8 protein-coding genes are annotated in these 16,739 nt (G+C 68.7%); all 8 read right to left on the bottom strand.

Annotation, left to right across the window (positions count from 1 at the left end; all coding sequences use genetic code 11):
• Positions 1-14: 14 nt before the first annotated feature.
• Positions 15-1,706: a serine/threonine-protein kinase gene (locus J7I89_RS19850; RefSeq protein WP_214973756.1), complete on the bottom strand. Its 1,692-nt coding sequence runs from the start codon at positions 1,704-1,706 to the stop codon at positions 15-17.
• Positions 1,703-3,367 (bottom strand): hypothetical protein, encoded by a 1,665-nt coding sequence (locus J7I89_RS19845; protein WP_214973754.1) that lies wholly within the window; start codon positions 3,365-3,367, stop codon positions 1,703-1,705. Before J7I89_RS19845 ends, J7I89_RS19850 begins: the two co-directional genes overlap by 4 nt.
• Positions 3,360-4,235, bottom strand: coding sequence for a PP2C family serine/threonine-protein phosphatase (locus J7I89_RS19840; protein ID WP_214973752.1), 876 nt, complete (start codon positions 4,233-4,235; stop codon positions 3,360-3,362). Before J7I89_RS19840 ends, J7I89_RS19845 begins: the two co-directional genes overlap by 8 nt.
• A complete protein-coding gene (locus J7I89_RS19835) occupies positions 4,232-5,593 on the bottom strand; it encodes an RDD family protein (RefSeq protein ID WP_214973750.1) in 1,362 nt (453 codons plus the stop codon). Before J7I89_RS19835 ends, J7I89_RS19840 begins: the two co-directional genes overlap by 4 nt.
• Positions 5,586-8,075, bottom strand: coding sequence for a transglutaminase domain-containing protein (locus J7I89_RS19830; RefSeq protein WP_214973748.1), 2,490 nt, complete (start codon positions 8,073-8,075; stop codon positions 5,586-5,588). Before J7I89_RS19830 ends, J7I89_RS19835 begins: the two co-directional genes overlap by 8 nt.
• Positions 8,072-9,415, bottom strand: a complete 1,344-nt coding sequence (locus J7I89_RS19825) for a DUF58 domain-containing protein (protein ID WP_214973746.1) — start codon at positions 9,413-9,415, stop codon at positions 8,072-8,074. The genes J7I89_RS19830 and J7I89_RS19825 overlap by 4 nt, the downstream gene beginning before the upstream one ends.
• A gap of 67 nt (positions 9,416-9,482) precedes the next feature.
• On the bottom strand, positions 9,483-10,454 hold the full coding sequence (locus J7I89_RS19820) for a MoxR family ATPase (protein WP_214973744.1): 972 nt from the start codon (positions 10,452-10,454) through the stop codon (positions 9,483-9,485).
• Between the two features lie 84 nt (positions 10,455-10,538).
• Positions 10,539-16,628 (bottom strand): Ig-like domain-containing protein, encoded by a 6,090-nt coding sequence (locus J7I89_RS19815; protein ID WP_214973742.1) that lies wholly within the window; start codon positions 16,626-16,628, stop codon positions 10,539-10,541.
• Positions 16,629-16,739: the final 111 nt, after the last annotated feature.

The raw sequence follows: 16,739 nt of genomic DNA, 5'->3' as shown, positions 1-16,739 counted from the left end.
GTTGGGCCGTTTTGTCAGACGCACGCGATGGAGTCCTCGCCCGCCGGGGACGCGGAGCCGTCGCTGCGGACGATGATCACCTGCACGCAGGTGGATTCGGTGGGGTTGGCGGTCACATCCACGCGCGCCGCGGACGTTGAGAGGTAGCCCCCGCCGCCCTTGACGGTCTTGATCCGCCACTTGTAGGTGTCTCCCGGCTTCGGCTGCGGATTGGTCCACGTGAACCGGACCTTCCCGGCGGCTCCCGCCGTGCCCGCCAGCTTCGCGACGTCCGGCACGGATCCGTCGTCCAGGGCATCTGCCGGCGGCTTGCTGACCTGTTCGCTGGCCTGCACCCGGGGCTGCGGCGCCGATGACGCCACCACGATCCCCACGGTGACGGCGAGAGCCAGGAGCGTTCCGCCGGAGATGGCCAGCCAGAGGTTGCGCTTCCCGTGGTCCGCGGGCAGCGCGTCGGATGCGGGCTGGTCCGGGGCCTTGGGCTGACTGCTCCGGAGAACCGTTGCCTGGGCCCAGTCATCAGCGGCGGCTTCGCCGCCGGCGGCCGGTACTCCCGACGGCGGTCCGGGCGCCGCCGCCGGGCCGGCGGCGGGAACTGCTGCGGGAGCTGTTGCAGACGCTGTTGCAGACGCTGTTGCAGACGCGGGCGGCTGCGGCGCAGCGTGCGCCCCTGACGTAGGAGCCGGCGAAGGAGAATACGGTCCGCGGTCCAGCGGCCAGGTACGCGCAGGGAAGGTCGGTGCGCTGCCCGTTCTGTCGGGGTCGACGATTGCGATGTTGCGTACGCGGGTTTCCTCGAACCCGTCGTCCGGGTTGACGTCCTCCTGGTGGCGCTCCTCCAGGACCTCGAAGGGCGTGACCGACAGGTTGAGCTCGGCCTGGATGCGCTGAAGTGCCAGCGCGAAGGCGTGAGCCGATGAATAGCGGGAGGACGGGGACTTGGCCATGGCCGTTGCCAGCGCCAGTTCCAGCGATTCGGGGACGTCGGCCCTGCCGAGCCGCGGGACGGGCGCGCCGGTGATGCGGGAGATCAGTTCCCGCTGGGAGTTGTCCGCCCCCGGCAGGACGAATGGCGAGCGTCCGGCGAGCAGGGTGTACAGCGTGGCGCCGAGTGCCCACACGTCCACCATGACGCCGTCGACCTTTCCTTCCCGGAACTGTTCCGGCGGGGACCACGGGATGGACATTCCGGCGTCTTCATCGGCATCGCCGCCGAGCGTGCCGGAGATGCCGAAGTCGGTCAGCGCCGGCCGGTTGTAGTCCGTGACCAGGATGTTGGCCGGTTTGATGTCACGGTGCGCGATGCCGGCCCGGTGGGCAGTTTCGACGGCGGAGGCCACCTGGATGCCCACGGCCAGGACCTCGTCCACGCTGAAGCGCTGCCGCCGGTACCGGACGTCCAGGCTGGGCCGGGAGCAGTATTCCATGGCCAGGTAGGAGTGCCCGTCCTCCGTGACCTCCGCCTCGAAGATGGTGACGATGAACGGATGCGACGACAGCTGGGCCATGAGGTTGGCCTCTGACTCAAACCGGCGCCGCGCGCCCTCCGTTTTCAGCCCCGAGAGGAGCACCTTCACGGCCACCTTGCGGCGCGGGCGGTCCTGCTCATAGAGGTAGACGTCGGAGAATCCGCCCGATCCGAGCAGGCTGACGTACGTGAAGCCGGGAATGCGTGGCGGCGGAGCTACTGGCCGCTTGGAACTCACAGGATCTCCTCAAAGCGCAAGGAAACGTCGTCGCCAAGTTCGGCGATGTCGCCGTCGAGGACAATGGCCATCTCGTTCTGGGCCAGCCGCCGCGGCGGCTGGCCCTCACGAACCAGCACGGTGCCGTTGGTGGCCTTTAGGTCGCACAGCATCACATGCCAGCCCTCGAGCCGGACCTCGACGTGGGACCGCGAAATGTCGCCTCCGGGGCTCGCCACCTGCACCAGCCGCGGCATGACGCCGCCCTGGACGCGCGACACCGACGGCTGCCGTCCGATGACCAGCGACTCATCGAGGTCGATCAGCTCTCCCGTGGACAGCCGCAGCCGGCCGAGCCGGGGGCGCGGCACCTGCACGGCGACGTCCGGGAGCGGGGATCCGCAGGCGGGGCACAGCGCGCTGGTGGGCGGGTTGGCGTGGCCCCGTGCGCACACGCGGGCCAGGACCAGCGGACCGGCGCCCGGCACCGGGCCGGAGGCAGGGGCTGAGGCAGGCTGGGCCGGTGCCGCCGACAGGTCGCTCTTGAGAATGGTCTGCCCGTCGTGGTCGCCGTCCGCGAGCGGTTCCGGTTCGGGCAGCTCCTGTTCCGGAAGCTGCTCCTGTTCCGGCAACTGCTCCGCGACCGGGCAGGCGTCCGGCAGGGAAATGAATGACGGCGGGGCCTGGGGGCGCGGGGCACGGTCACCGCCGGTGGCCCACGGCACCGAATCAATCAGTCCGCCGGACCCGGGCTCGGCAGGCTCATCCTCAAAGCTCGGCGTGGCGGGGCCGTGAGCGTCCGGGCCGGGTGTGGCGCGGCCAGCTGATTCCTGGTCTCCAGCCTCAGGGCCGGCCGTGGCCAGGCTTGCGCCGGGCTCCTGGCTGGCGGCGGGCGGGGCGCCGTCGTCGTCGTGGTCGTCACGGACGGCCGCGTCCTCGATGCTGCGCATCACGGTCTTGTCCCAGAGGTGGTCGTACGATCCGGTGAGTTCGGTCGCCGGCGCGGGCACCTGCTGCCCGTTGTCGTGCCGGTCCGCCGGGTCAGCGGCTGCGGTGACGGTTGGGCCCGGCTCGGGCAGGCGCGTCTCTTCAAGCCCGCCTTCATCCGGAGCTTCCTCAGGCATCCCCGCCACGGTCTCGGCCGAGGCTTCCGCCGAGGGTTCTACGGCGGCTTCCGGCGCGGCCGCGGCGGACGCCTGCATCGCGAAGTCGGCGTCTTGGCCTTTCACTGCCGGACTGCCGGCTCCCGTGACATCCACGCGGAGGGTTTTTAGGAGTACGGCGCCTTCCGTCACCGGCAGCTCCAAGGCCGAGGACTGGCCCGGAACCGTCAGGCTGAACCACTCCGGCGCGTCCAGCCACCGCTCGGTCCAGGTGGTGACATTCCGGCCGTCGAGCTCCACCGGGCCGCCCGGTAGCTGAACGGTCAGGTCGAGGTCTCCGCGGAGGAACACCCTCAGCGACTCCCGGAAACCAATGATGCCAAACCAGGGTGCACGGGACAGTGGCACACCGAACCCGCTCGTCACGGCGTGGAGGACGTCATGGACTTCGGGCCCGTCGCCCAACAGGCGCCACACGGTGTTGACCAGCGGCGCCGGCGTATCGGGGCCAAGGATGACCGCTGTTCCGGACCGGACCATCCCCACCCAGCCGCCCGGAACGTAGCTAGCTTCAGTCATGGGCGGTTTCCTCGCTCGCGGCTGCACGCGGCAGGGTGTCTTCATCCTCGGCGGCGGAGGCAGTCCTCGGTGCAGTGGTGGCCATGCCCGCATCATTCAGGACGTTCCTGGCGTCGACGACGATCACCGTGATGTTGTCCCTGCCGCCGCTTCTCAGTGCTGCCTGGATGAGCGCATCCACAGCCTCCTGCGGGTCTTCCACCGCGCTCAGGATGCTGAGCATCCGGTCGTCTGTCAACTCCCCGTTGAGCCCGTCCGAGCAGACCATGACGCGGTCGCCCTCCTCGATCGGGAGCAGCCAGTAGTCGGCTTCCGTGTCGTCGCCCGTGCCCAGTGCACGGGTTACGACGTGCCGGCGGGGGTGGACCGTAGCCTGCTCGGCCGTGATTTCTCCGGTGTCCACAAGCTCCTGGACTTCGGAGTGGTCCACGCTGACCTGCGCGAACTGGCCCTGGCTGAGCCGGTACGTCCGGGAGTCGCCGATGTTCATCACCAGCCAGTAGGGAACACCCATTTGCTCGACCACCACCACGCCGCTCAGCGTGGTGCCCGCACGGGATCCGGTGGCGGCGCGGATGGAATCATCCGCGGAGGCCAGGAAATGCTGCACCACGGAAGCCGTGGCTGTCCGCTCCCCCGTGGCCAGCTGCGGCATTCCCGCCAGCGCACGGACGCACATGCCGCTCGCAACTTCGCCGGCTTCGTGGCCGCCCATGCCGTCCGCAACGGCGAAGACGGGATCGGAGGCAATGAACGAGTCCTCGTTGAGCTCGCGGCGGAGGCCGCGGTCTGTGCCGTAGCCGTAGCTCAGGCTGAGGCCCGGCTTGCGGCCGGCCTTGGGAGTGCGGGCCGCCTGCTGTGAGTTCATGCCTGTCCTACGGTAAAAGTGCGGTCCCCGAAATGAACCGTGGTTCCGGGGCTGACAAATGATGGCACGCCGGGCTGCAGCGCCGTGCGGACGCCGTCCGGTGTGGTGACGGCGCTGCCGTTCGTGGAGTTGCGGTCCGTCACCCACACGCCCGCACCGTCCGTGAGCAGGTGAAGGTGGGTCTTGGAAATGGTCCGCGCGGGGTCCGGGACCGCCAGCAGCTGGGCCTGCGACTCGCCCGCGTTGGCGGCGGGATTCCGCCCGATGAGCACGTTCCGGTCCAGCCGGAAGTCGCGGCCGTCGTCGAGCTGTATCCGCAGTACCGCCACCGGGGCGTCCTGGCCGGCGTCGCCGCGCAACTGGGTGCGGTCCAGGCCGTCGTCGGGGTGGCTGCCGGCGCTGCTGGCCGCGGTCGCCGGCGAGACAACCGGCGGGACAGCCGGCGGACCGACAGGCGAGGCGACCGGCGAGGCCACCGGCTGGACCGGCGGAAGGTCCAGCGGAGCGAAGCTGTACGGACCCTGGATGCCGCCGGTGGTCACCGGATTGCGGCCGGCGCTGACATCGAACACGAGGGTCTTGGCGGCCAAGTCATTCCATCCCCGGAGGCCGCCGTTCCTGTCCCAGGTACTGGACAGAACCACAACGAAGGCCCATGCAATCCCGAGGATCACGACGGGCGCGAGGATCCACAGCGCAGCGTCGAACCACTTGATGATGGCCACGAGTGCGGTGGCGAGAACTGCCAGGAGCATTCCGGCTCCGGTGACGATTCCGCGCAGGAACACGGCACCGGTGCCGGGTGCGTAGCCGTCATTGTCTGCACTGCGGATGCCCATCAGGCGGTTGCCGATGGTGCTGCCGGAGCGGCCCTCGATTCCGGCGATGACCAGCGCGTAGATGAGGGTCAGTCCGACAGCAATGCTCCCAAGGAGGACCAGCATACCGGTGTCGTACACGATGAAGCCCGAGCTGCGGGTGCTGGTGACGCTCGCAAATCCGAGGGAGAGAAGGACCACCAGGACCACTGCCGGCGCCAGCCAGTCAAGGACGGCGGCGCCGAGACGCTTGCCCGGCGCAGCCGGCACCAGCGCGAGAGTGCCTCCCATTCCTGTTCCTTCCCCCGGCCCTACAGGGATGCTACCGGGGATCGGGCCCGCGTGCGGCGCGCCCCGCGTTTCGGCGCCTCCGCTCGCCGAGCCTCTGCTCCCTGCGACACCGCCCGCCAGGCTGGACCGGCCCGAGCGGTTGGACCGGGCCGCCCGGTTGGCCAAGGGCGCCCCGCATGCACCGCAGAAGGTTGCCCCGGGACGGACGGGCTGGCGGCAGTGCACGCACCGCTCCGCCCTGTCACTCATGGCCGGTTCCGTCCTTGGGAGCGTTCCGGCCTTGGAAGCGTTCCCGTAGCGCGGCCCGTGCGTTCAGGGCACTCCGTGCATTCAGGGCGCCGCGGGAAGTCAGCGCCGCCCGGGCATCGGCCAGCAACGACCGCGGCGAGAACCGTGCCTGCTGACGCCGACAGAACCCGACCGTGCCGGTCATTTCCTTGAGCGACCCGTCCACGATCTCCCAGTACTCCCGGACGTCGTCCTCGCTTGGCTGGCCCGCCCCGAAGATCGAGGCGTCCGCCCGGTGTGCCAGCAGCGTGGTTGTGGCACCGGTGGCCGGAAACGCCTCGGCCACCACGGCGGCGGTCTCCCGCCGTGTGGCGCGGCCGTCAACAGCGGCGCCCATGTCGGTGGCCAGGCTGAGGACTTCATTCCATCCACCGCCGACCCGCTGGGCCGGATGCCCGTCAGCGAACCGTGACTTCCTCCGCCGTGATTTGAGCAGGGCTATGAGCAGCAGCGGCAGGGCAAGAATTCCGATTGGAATCATGGCGATGCCGATGGCGCTGAGGATGGGACCCCAGAAGAGCCAGGGATTGTTCTTCTTCTCGTCCGCATCGAGCGCGTCGGGAGAGGAGTCCGGCGGGAGGTCGGCCGGTTCCTGCGGCGGAGGCGGCGGCTGCAGGACCTGGGGCTTGGGCTTGGACTTGCTTTCGGGGTCCGGCGGAATGGGGATGTTGTCCTTGGGCGGCGTGGGATCGAACGTGACCCAGCCGACCCGGTCGAAGGCCACCTCGACCCACGCGTGGACGTCCTTGCCCAGGATCTTGATTTCTCCTGCGCCGTTCTCCGGGCTCTTCGGGTCCGGGTAGAAGCCCATCACCACGCGGGAGGGGATGCCCAGGTGGCGCAGCATCAGGGACATGGCCACGGCATACTGTTCGTCGTCGCCGAGCATCTGCTTGGCGGTCAGCAGGTCCCGGATGCGCGCCGCGCCGTGCCCGGACACGCTGGGGAGCTGACCGTCGGCGATGAGCCCGTTGCTGAACGCGCCCTTCTTCTGGAAATGGGCTTCGATCTGCCGGACCCGGTCAATGGCGGTGGGTGCGTCGGCCGAGAGGTCGTTGGCCTGGGCGCCCACCACCGGCGGGACCTCGGCCGTGTCCGGGAGCGTGAGCTTGGCAAAGTCGTACTGCGTCAGCTGGCCGTGCTCCAGTTTCACCGGGTCCGAGACCTGGACGCTGTACGAATCCCCCTGCGCCAGGCCCTTGGTGGTGACGGCTGTGTCGGTGCCGGAATTGAAGTACAGTCCCGAGGCCGCGTTGGACGAGCCCTGGGCGAAGCTGAGGCCGGTGGTTTTCCGGCCGCCCGGGACGAAGTACCCCTGGTAGTCCTCGACCGTGATGTCCAGCGTGTAGTCATTTGTGGGCACTGATGCCGCGGAATCGGCGAGGGTATTGATCGACTTCGCGTCGCCCACTTTGCTGAAATTGCCGGAGCCGTTGGGGTCCATGGTGTAGTTGGTGCCGTTGAAGGCGTCCAGCGCGCCCAGCCTCACCCGGGCGTCCTTGGGGAGCCCCTTGACGGCGAACAGGGTGTCGTCCTTCTTGTCCTTGACGAAGTTGCGGAAGCTCGCCAGCGGCGTGACGTAATCCTTGGGATCAAACGGCGGCACGACGACGTTCCGCAGGACCTTGCGTTCGTCGCCGGCGGCGAACAGTGGCGACACGACCGCCGTGATGCCCACTGTCGCGGCAATCACGGCGGCCCCCGCCGTCAGGCGCCGCATTCGCGCCCGGCTGGCCGTATCGGCGTCGTGCTGGGGACGGTTGACTGAAACCTTGCGCGTGTCCGTGCGGCGCAGGCAGTCCCGGCGGAACGTGGCCCACGCAATGCCCACGACCGTGAGGGCGATGCCACGTTCCACGGTGAGGAACCCCGCGTTGGTGCTAAAGGCGATGCCGGTGACGAACAGGGCCAGCACCGGAAGGAGGGGCCAGTAGGGGCTCCTGAACCGCCAGGTCAGCACGCCGGCAACCACCGCGGCGATGAGCGAACTCAGGAAGGGGACGATCAGCACCCCGCCGGCTGTTCCCACGGGGACCCCGACGGTGAGCATGTCCTTCCAGGAGAACACCACGCCGAGGAGGAGTGTGCGCAGGGATTCCAGGCTCGGGATGACGCCCGCGATGGCGGCGCCGGGCACGGCCAGGGCGGTGCCCAGGACCAGGTAGGCACCGAGGGCCACGGCCGTGGTGATCAGGAGGCCAAGCCGGAAATGCGCGTTGCAGGCGGCGATGGCCAGGCCGAGGATGATCCCGCCGAGCCCCGCCACCAGGTAGTACGGGTCGCCGCCGAAGCTGAGGCTGAACCCGAGGACGCCCAGCCCCAGCAGGACGGTGAGTGCGCCGCCGTCGAGCAGGAAATGCCACCGCGGCTGGCCGGTGGCGAAGGCGGACGGCGGCGCGGACGGAGCCTGCCGCCGCGGGCGGAGGCCGGGTGCCTGGCTCATGCGGCAGCCTTTCGGAGGACGGCGGGAAGGTCGGAGAGCTCGCCGAGGGTCAGTACCGTGAGGTCGGCGATGTTGGCGCGCGCCGGCGCCGCGCCGGCGTCGAGCCGCACGGCGATGCTGCGCACGCCGGGCGGCACCGAGGCCGCGGCCGAACGGAGCTGGGCGGGCGTCACGTGGCTGCCCACCACGAAAAAGACGACGGAGGCGTTGGGGACGGTGTCGGCAAGCGTCCGGGCAAGGTCGACGGCGGTCTTCCGCAGCGGGGCGCCCACGATCCGGGTCATGCCATCGAGCATGTTGCGGCCGGTTTCGCAGCGGAGCGGACCCGCCTGGGTCAGGACGTCCAGTTCGCGCTGCTCGCGGATCGCCTGGCGGCCGATGGAGGCGGCGGCGGAGATGGCCAGCTCGAACTCGTGCTCCGAGGCGTATTCGTCGGTGTTGATGGACAGCGAAATGGCCAGGTGGGCCCGGCGTGTTTCTTCGAACTGGCGCACCATGAGCTTGTTGGTCCGGGCCGTGGTTTTCCAGTGGATGTGCCGGCGGTCATCACCCGGCACGTAGTCGCGCAGGGCGTGGAAGGACACGTCCGCACTGGAAAGATCGGTGGTGGGCATGCCCTCCAGATCGCGGATGAATCCGGCGGCGGAACCTGCCAGGGCCACCGTCCGGGGGTGGACGTAGAGGTCCTCCGGCTCGGTCCAGAGCACCTGGCGGCGCAGGAGGTGCAGCGGATCGGCCCGGACGGAACGCACAGGTCCCACCGTAATGACGGCTCGGCGCGCAGTGGGAATCGTGAAAAGGTCCTCGTGCACCTGTTGCGGCTTCATGCGCGGCAGATGGAAGATGGCCGTCGCTCCGCCCACAGGCAGCTCCAGGTCGGCGGGCAGCAGCGGCCGTGCGGAGGTGTTGGAGACGGCGATGCTTCCCACGGCGCTGTCGCCCACCGCCACCCTGGTCCGGGCCAGGTCCAGCAGGACGCCGTACGAGGACCGCCCGAGGATGAACCCGACCGCGATGAGGAAGAGCACCAGCGCTGCGACCGCCGCGGCTTTGGCTTCCTGCCAGCCGTAGGCCTGTCCCGCAATCCAGAGGAAGGCCGACGCCCCCAGCACGGACCAGCCCAGGACGCTCACCACGGACAGCACAGGCCGGACGCGGCGGACCCACACGCCGCGGACGGACTCCCAGGCCGGTGCCAGCGCCTGGCCGGCGGTCCTGCCGGCCTCGCGCCACACGGCCGGGCGGCGGAGACGGCTGCTTTTGGGTGAGGCCATGCCGTCCCTGCGGAAGGGCGGCCGGAAGCGGCCCGCAAGCCTGGTGAGCGGAGTGCCGGTGGACATGTTGGAACCTTTGTTAGCGATGCTTCGGTGGGTATGGGATCGGTAGGGGCGGGCCGGAACCCGTGTATCAGACGGCCGCGCGCTGCTGCGGGGCGGCGACGTCCGCCAGCACCCGGGAAAGCACGGCCTCAGCCGTGGCACCGGAGAACTCGGCTTCGGGATCCATCACGAAGCGGTGGGTCCAGACAACCCCCGCGAGGTCCTTGATGTCATCCGGCAGGACGAAATTGCGCCCCTGGCTGGCTGCCCAGACCTTGGCCGCCCGGACCATGGCGAGGGCGCCGCGGACGGACACGCCCAGCCGCGTCTCCGGGGCGTTTCGCGTCTCCTCGCAGAGCCGGGAGATGTACTCGAGCACCGCGGTGTCCACGTGCGTGGTGGCCGCGAGGTCGGCCATGTCCGCTACGGCCTGCGTGGTGATGACAGGCTGCAGGCCCTGGGACCGGTCCTTCAGGTTTGTGCCGCCGAGCAACTGGACGGTGGAGGCGTGGTCCGGGTAACCGATGGACGTCTTGATCAGGAACCGGTCCAGCTGCGCTTCGGGCAGCCGGTACGTACCGGCCTGTTCGATCGGGTTCTGGGTGGCCATCACCATGAAGGGGCGCCCCGCCTCGTAGGTGGTGCCGTCCACTGTGACGCGGGATTCCTCCATGACCTCCAAGAGCGCCGACTGCGTCTTGGGCGAGGCGCGGTTGATTTCGTCGGCGAGAACGATGTTGTTGAAGATCGGGCCCTTGTGGAATTCGAACTTCTGGGTCTTCTGGTCATAGATGGTCACGCCGGTGACGTCGGAGGGCAGCAGGTCCGGCGTGAACTGGATGCGGTTGTTGGATCCCCGGACGGTGGCGGCCAGCGCGCGCGCCAGCGATGTCTTGCCGGTCCCGGGTGCGTCTTCGAACAGCACGTGGCCTTCGGCCAGCATGGCGGTGAACGTCAGGCGGATGACGTGTGCCTTGCCCAGGACGGCCTGGCCCACATTGGCGACGAGCTTTTCGAACGTGCCTGCAAACCAGTCGGCCTGCTCGGTTGTCATGGTCATGAGATGGTTCCTCTTCTGTGTGGCACATTATTTCCGGCAATTCCGGAGCGATTCATTCGTTCGTCATGGGATGGCTGTCCAGGTTCAGCACTGACCCACGCCAGGACCCCTGACGTCCACCGTGGCGGCCTTGACGTACCAGCCCTGGTGCGGCCCGCCGTTCATCAGGTACCAGCGGCCGTTGTTGTTATAGATGTCCGCCCAGCACGGCGTGGGGATCCAGCCGTCCGAATAGGACACCCAGTTGGCGTCGCTGCCACCGCAGCTGCGCGTCGCCGCGTTGTACCGGTCCGGGACACCGGGCTTGCCGGGGCAGCTGTTGTTATCGCTCTGCTTGACCCTGACTTCTGTCAGCGGAGGCGTGGGATCATTGCCGGACGTCGCCGACGCCGCCCCGATGGCTCCGGCAACGATCGTCACGGCGCGCACCCGGAGCTGGCGGGTCTGGTTCCAGCCTCCGCCGGACGCGTCGAACCTGGTGGCCTTGCCCACGCCGGTCCAGCCGCCGCCGTCGAGGCTGACCTCGTAGTGGTCCAGGGGCCGCCCGTTGGTCGCGGGCGGGCTCCAGTTCCAGTGCACTTGGGGGTCGCCTGGCGACGACTTGCCGCCGTTGACGTTGGGTGCGCTGGGAGGCGCGTAGGGGTTGCCGGAGCCGATGGCTTTGGCGTCACCGGAGACGTTGTTCTTGATCGATGTGGCGATGATGTTGACCGTCACATCCCTGCCGTTGGGCTGGTTCGTGATGGATCCCCCGCCGGCATTGATCGGGCCCGAACCGTACGCGGTGGACCAGCGGTAGCGGATTTCGTCGGGCTGTGACCCGTTGCGCTGGGCTTCGGTCAGCGGCGTGAATGTCACGTCCAGCTCTCCGCTGTTGCCCGTCGCGCGCACAGTACCGCTGTTCACCGTCCCCGGCTTCCCGGCAGCACGGATGGCCGCCGACTGGGCGCTCGTCCCGGAGGTTCCGGCCTTGTTGGTGGCCGACACGGTGAAGGTGTAGTCGGTTTCGGAGTTCGCCACCGTCACGTTCAGGGACGTTCCGGAGGCCACCTGCTGGCTCTTGACGGCGGTCCCTCCGCGCAGCGTTGTCAGCGTGTAGGCGGAGACGGCGTCGCCGTTGTTGTTTGGTGCGGTCCAGTTCACCTGCAGCTGGCTTTGGTTGCCCACGGAGCCCGCGCCGGAAACTGTCGGCGCGGCGGGTGTCACGGGAACTCCGGCCGGAGTTTCCGCAGCGGAGTAGCGGCTCCATTCGGAGGGTTCCCTGGCGTCGTTCCGGGCCAGGACGCGCACCTTGTAGGCAACGCCGTTTTCAAGGCCCTTCCAGACGTAGCTGGCGGCCGTGAGGTTCTGGATCTGCGCGTTCTGCCCGCTGGGCGCCGGCGAGATCTCAAGATCGTAGGACTTGACCGGCGAGCCCTTGCTGGCCGGTGCCGTCCACGTAACGCTGAGCTGCTTGTCGCCGAACTTCATCGCCGGAGCAAGCGGAGTGTCGGGCTTGACGTCGGGGCGGACCTCAGCCGAAACCGGCGAACGTTCGGACTCGTCGATGTCGTTCGTGGCCGTCACCTGGAAATGGTATTTGGTGTTGTTCACCAGGTTGTTCAGGGTGCACGAGTTGGCCGGGCAGTCCTGCCGGTAGCCGCCCTCGCCGTAGACCGTGTACTTGGTGATGGGTGAGCCGCGGTCCGCGGGCGCGGTCCAGTTCAGCAGGGCTGTCTGGTCGCCGACGCTCTGGGCCTGCGGGGTGGTGGGCGCCAGCGGCTTGTCCTTGACCGTCAGCCGGATCCGGGCCGTGGCGTAGCGCGAGGCTTCGTCGGTCTTGTCCGCCACGGTGTAGGACACTATGAGCGTTCCGGAAAAACCGGCCGACGGCGTGACCGTCACCGAATCCCCTGAGATGGCGGCCGAGCCCTGGCCCGTTTCCGTCGCCACGCCGACGATCTTGAGCGGCACGTCCGGGAAGGGGTTGGAGTCGTTCGCCAGCACCTTGACCGTCACGGGCTTGCCGGCTGCGGCGTCGGCCTCGACGTCGTCGTTGGCCACGGCCTTGGCACGGTTGGAGGCAGTCACTGCGAGGCGGAAGGTGGCGACGGATTCCAGGCCGCGCGGGTCCTTCGCCTTGACCTGCACAGCGCCGCCCTCGCCGGGACGCACGCCGTCTTTCGCCGAGACCCTGAGGGATGCGCCGTCAATGTCCGCGTTGAAACCCTGCGGAACTGCGCCGACCACCTCGTACTTCATGTTCCGGACGTCGTCGGCGTCGGGGTCGGATGTCAGCTTTGCCAGGTCGGTTGCCGCTGAGTCTCCCAGCGGCACGTCCACCGCGCCGCCCAGCAGCGTGGGCGGATTGTTCCGGCTGGGATCGGGCAGGACCTTGGTGCGGATGCTCAGGGTGGACTTGAGCCCGGCAGGGTCATCGGGTCCGGAGCCGTCCGTCACTTCAAAGCTGATGGACCCCGGACCCACGTAGTCCTTGCCTGCGGTGTACTTGATGGCGGTGCCGCCGTTCGCCACCGGATCGGCGCCGTCCGCTCCGATCAGCTTGATCCGGTCAGTCTGGGTCAGGCGGGGCGAGCGGCCTTCGCGCACTTTCACCCACTCGGCCAGGTCGGCGGCGACGGACTGGCCCGCAACGACCTCGAGCACATCATCCTTGGCGAGGGTCGGCAGCTGCTGCCCGACGCCCGGCACCCAGATGATGGCCGTGGACGTCTGGCCGTCCACGTCCTCGACGGTGTAGGGCACCAGCTGCGGCTGCTCAGTCAGTTCGACGATCATGTTGCCGTCCGGCCCCGGGCGGGCCGTTTCGGCTCCGGTGGTCACCTTCAGGTTCTCGCCCACGCCGTCAGGATCCTCGTCGTTCTTCAGGACGGGAACGTCGACGGCGGTCTTGCCCAGCGTCTGGGCCGAGGTCACGCGGTCATCCCGGGCGATGGGCCCCTGCAGCGGGACCGTGCTGTCCACCACCATCCGGATGGCCGCCTGCGCAGAGGCGCCCCGCTCGTCGGCGACGGTGTACCGGACGTTCACGGTGCCTTCGGCAGCCGGGGCCTGCAGGATGATGCGCCCGCTTTGGTTGCTGACCTCCGCCTTCAGCGCGGCGTCCGCTTCGATGCCGTCGCTGAGGATCCGGATCAGGTCGCCGTCGGGGTCGGTGTCGTTTCCGGTCGCGTCGACGGCGATCTGCCGTCCGGGGCGCACCTTGACCTGGTCATCCACGGGCGTGGGCTTCTGGTTCGTGTCGCCGCGGGGCGCGATGCCCACGGTCACCGTACCGGTGTTCATGGCCCCCTGCCGGTCCACCACCTTGTACCGGAAGGAATCGGTTCCGGCTCCGTCACCGGCCGCGACAAAGTCGATGAAGTTGCTTCCGGCCGTCGCGGTGCCCATGGCGGGCGTGCTGTCGATTCCGGTCAGCTGGACGGAGTCGCCGTCGGGGTCAATGCCGTCCAGGGGCACCGGGATCCGGACCGTGCCGGCCGCAACAACCCTGGCCGTGAGGTTCCTGGGCTGCGGGCGCGAGTTCTCGGCGCCCTCCAGCGGCAGGATGTGGATCGTGACGGCGGCCGCGCTCTTCTGGCCCTGCGGGTCGACGGCGTTGTAGATTGCGCGGACGGTCTTCGGGTGGCTGCCCGCGATGAACCGGAGGCTGTTTTCCGAAACGAAGCTCTTGCCGTCCTCCGCGGGCACGGCCTGCGGGAGGACCGGGTCAACGCTCAGCTTCTCGCCCTGCGGGTGGGTGTCGTTGTCCAGAACGGGGATGGTCACCACGTCATTGACCCGGACGTTGACTTCATCGGGTTTGGGCTGGGGAGCCTCCACCACCGCGGGGGCGGGGACCGGCACCACGGACACGCTCCCGGTGGCTGAATCCCTGCCGTTGGACATGGTGTAGCGGAACACGAAGGGGTCCTTGGTGCCGGCGATGTCCGTGATCCGCAGGACACTGTGGTCAATGACGCTGACCGAGGCAGTGGCATTTGCCGGCAGCGAGACGGACTGGAGCACCAGGACGCCGCCCGACGGGTCGGAATCGTTGGCCAGCGGGTCCAGGAGCACGCTGCCACCCACGGGCAGCAGGGCCACGTCATGGACTGCAACAGGCTTTCCCGTGTCCTTGCCGGATTCGACATCCACCCGGATGAGGCCCTGGCTGCTCTGGGGACCGTTGCTCGCAATGTACGTCAGGTAAACGGGCCCGGGCGTCCGGCTCCGGAAGGTGAACGTGCCGCCGTCGGTGACCGGACCAAGCTCGGCGGGCCCGCCGGCTTCCACCTGGGCGAGGCGCAGGGCGCCCCCGTTGGGGTCGACGTCGTTCTTCAGCGGCGCGATGACCAGGTCCTGGCCGACGACGGCGGTCACGTGGTCGGCGTTGACCACCGGAGCCAGCGCGCCCGGCGGCTGCACGTTCACCACCACCTTTCCGGTGGAAGTGGCCTGTCCGTCCCAGACGGACACCGTGACGCTTTTCTTGCCGGCCGAGGCGCCTGAGTCCTGGTAGGTGAGCAGCCCGTCCCGCCGGACCTTCACCTGGTCCTGTTCGTTGTCGGCGGTGGCGGACATGAGGACGAGGTCGTCGCCGTCGGGATCTGCCCAATCCGTCAGGATATTCTGGCTGACCGTCTTCCCCTGCTCCACGAGCAGGGTGGTGGGATCGCTCCGCTTGAACGCGGGTGGCCTGTTCTCGTCGGGACCCACCACGTTCAGGGTCACCTTGCCGCCGGCGGACAGGCCGCGGCCGTCAGCGGCGCTGTAGTCGAACGTCTCGGTTCCGGGCGCGGCGTCCGCGGGGACGGTGATCTGGAATGCCGATCCGCCGTAAATGCTCTCAAGGCTGCCCGCCTCAGGGCCCTCGCTCCCCACCGAAGCGGTGAGGACGTCGCCGTCGGGGTCCGAGTCGTTGTCCAGGACGCTCAGGACCGTCGTTCGGCCGGGCCGGACCCCGACGACGTCGGGCTTGGTTTCCGGCGGGCGGTTCGGTTTGGTGCGGTCCGGCAGGACGTTGATGGTGTTGTTGTCGGCTGATTCCTCGTCCTGGTCATCGGCCTGGTTCTTCGGCGGAACAACGTCGTCCCAGTTATTGACCAGCTGCATGTTCTGGTTGACCAGCCACACGTTCCCCGAATTCACGTCGTTCAGCACCACGATGTCCCGGTTGACGCGGAACACGTAGCTCGGCGAGGCACTGGCCTTGGGTACAGCGACGTTCTTGTCGTCCGCGTCGTTGGCGCAGTCCCGGACGTACTTGTTCACGCCGGACCACGCGGCGTGAACGCAGCCGCCCAGCTGCACGGGTGCCGCCGGCACGCCCTCGCCGCCGGCCGTGACGGTCTTCGCCGCCGAGCCGTTCAGTGGCTGCTTCAGGAGCGCCTTGGGCGTGGCCAAGGCCACAGAGTCCGACGCCGGGCCCGGCTGCTGGAGCTTTGCCTCCCCCGCGTCCGCCAGCGCCAGCTCGCGGCCGCCCGGGAGGAACAGCCGGCCGGCAGCGGCATCCAGGACAACCGGCTGGTCCCCCACCACGGTCAGCTGGAGGTCGCCCGCGCCCTTCAGGCCTTCCCACGTGCTGGACTCCGTCTCGGTGGGCTGGCCGTTGGCGTCCACGGCGGTGACGGTCACCTGCCCCGTTTTCGGATCCGCCGAATAGATCCGGTCATCGGAGCCAACTGCCGACACCAGCCCCTGCGAGCCTGCCACCGCCGGCTCGCTGGATTCCTCGTCGAAAGCGTTGACCGTAGAGGGCGACATCGCCCACATCTTGCCGGCGCCGGGGTCCGTGACGGAAATGACCTCGCTGCCGAAGCTGACCTGTGCCGAGCCCGGGAGCTGTTTGTCCCCGCCGAGCCTCATGTTGGCGGCCGACACCTGGTTCAGGGTGGAGCCGGACTCATCATCGACAAACACCTTGCCTGCGTTCTGCAGGACGTCAAAGGTGGTGCTTGCCGGGGTTACCGCTCCATCGAGGACCCGTGAGGGGTAGTTCAGCCGGCCGACAGCGTTGCGTGCCTTGCTGACCACCCACACGCCGCCGTCGTTCAAGTCCACCTCGGCGGTCTTGAACCCCGGGTAGATCACGGCGCCGGCGACGAGCGCTACTGCTGCCGCAGAAAACGCAGTACCGGTGATGAGCTTGTTGCGGCGGTTCCTGAGCCCCAGCCTGCCGAACAAAGTTGACACAGCGTATTATTCCCCTGAAAATCACAGCCGCCTGAGCGCGGCTTGGTGGCCCCTGATATTCATCAGGAGCCGTGACATTCCGCCACTCCCCCATAGAGACGCCGGAACAAT

It is taken from the genome of Arthrobacter sp. ISL-5, assembly GCF_018613835.1.
Lineage (GTDB): Bacteria > Actinomycetota > Actinomycetes > Actinomycetales > Micrococcaceae > Arthrobacter.
The sequence above is the reverse complement of the archived record's forward strand: the minus strand, read 5'-3'. Positions and strand labels throughout refer to the sequence as shown.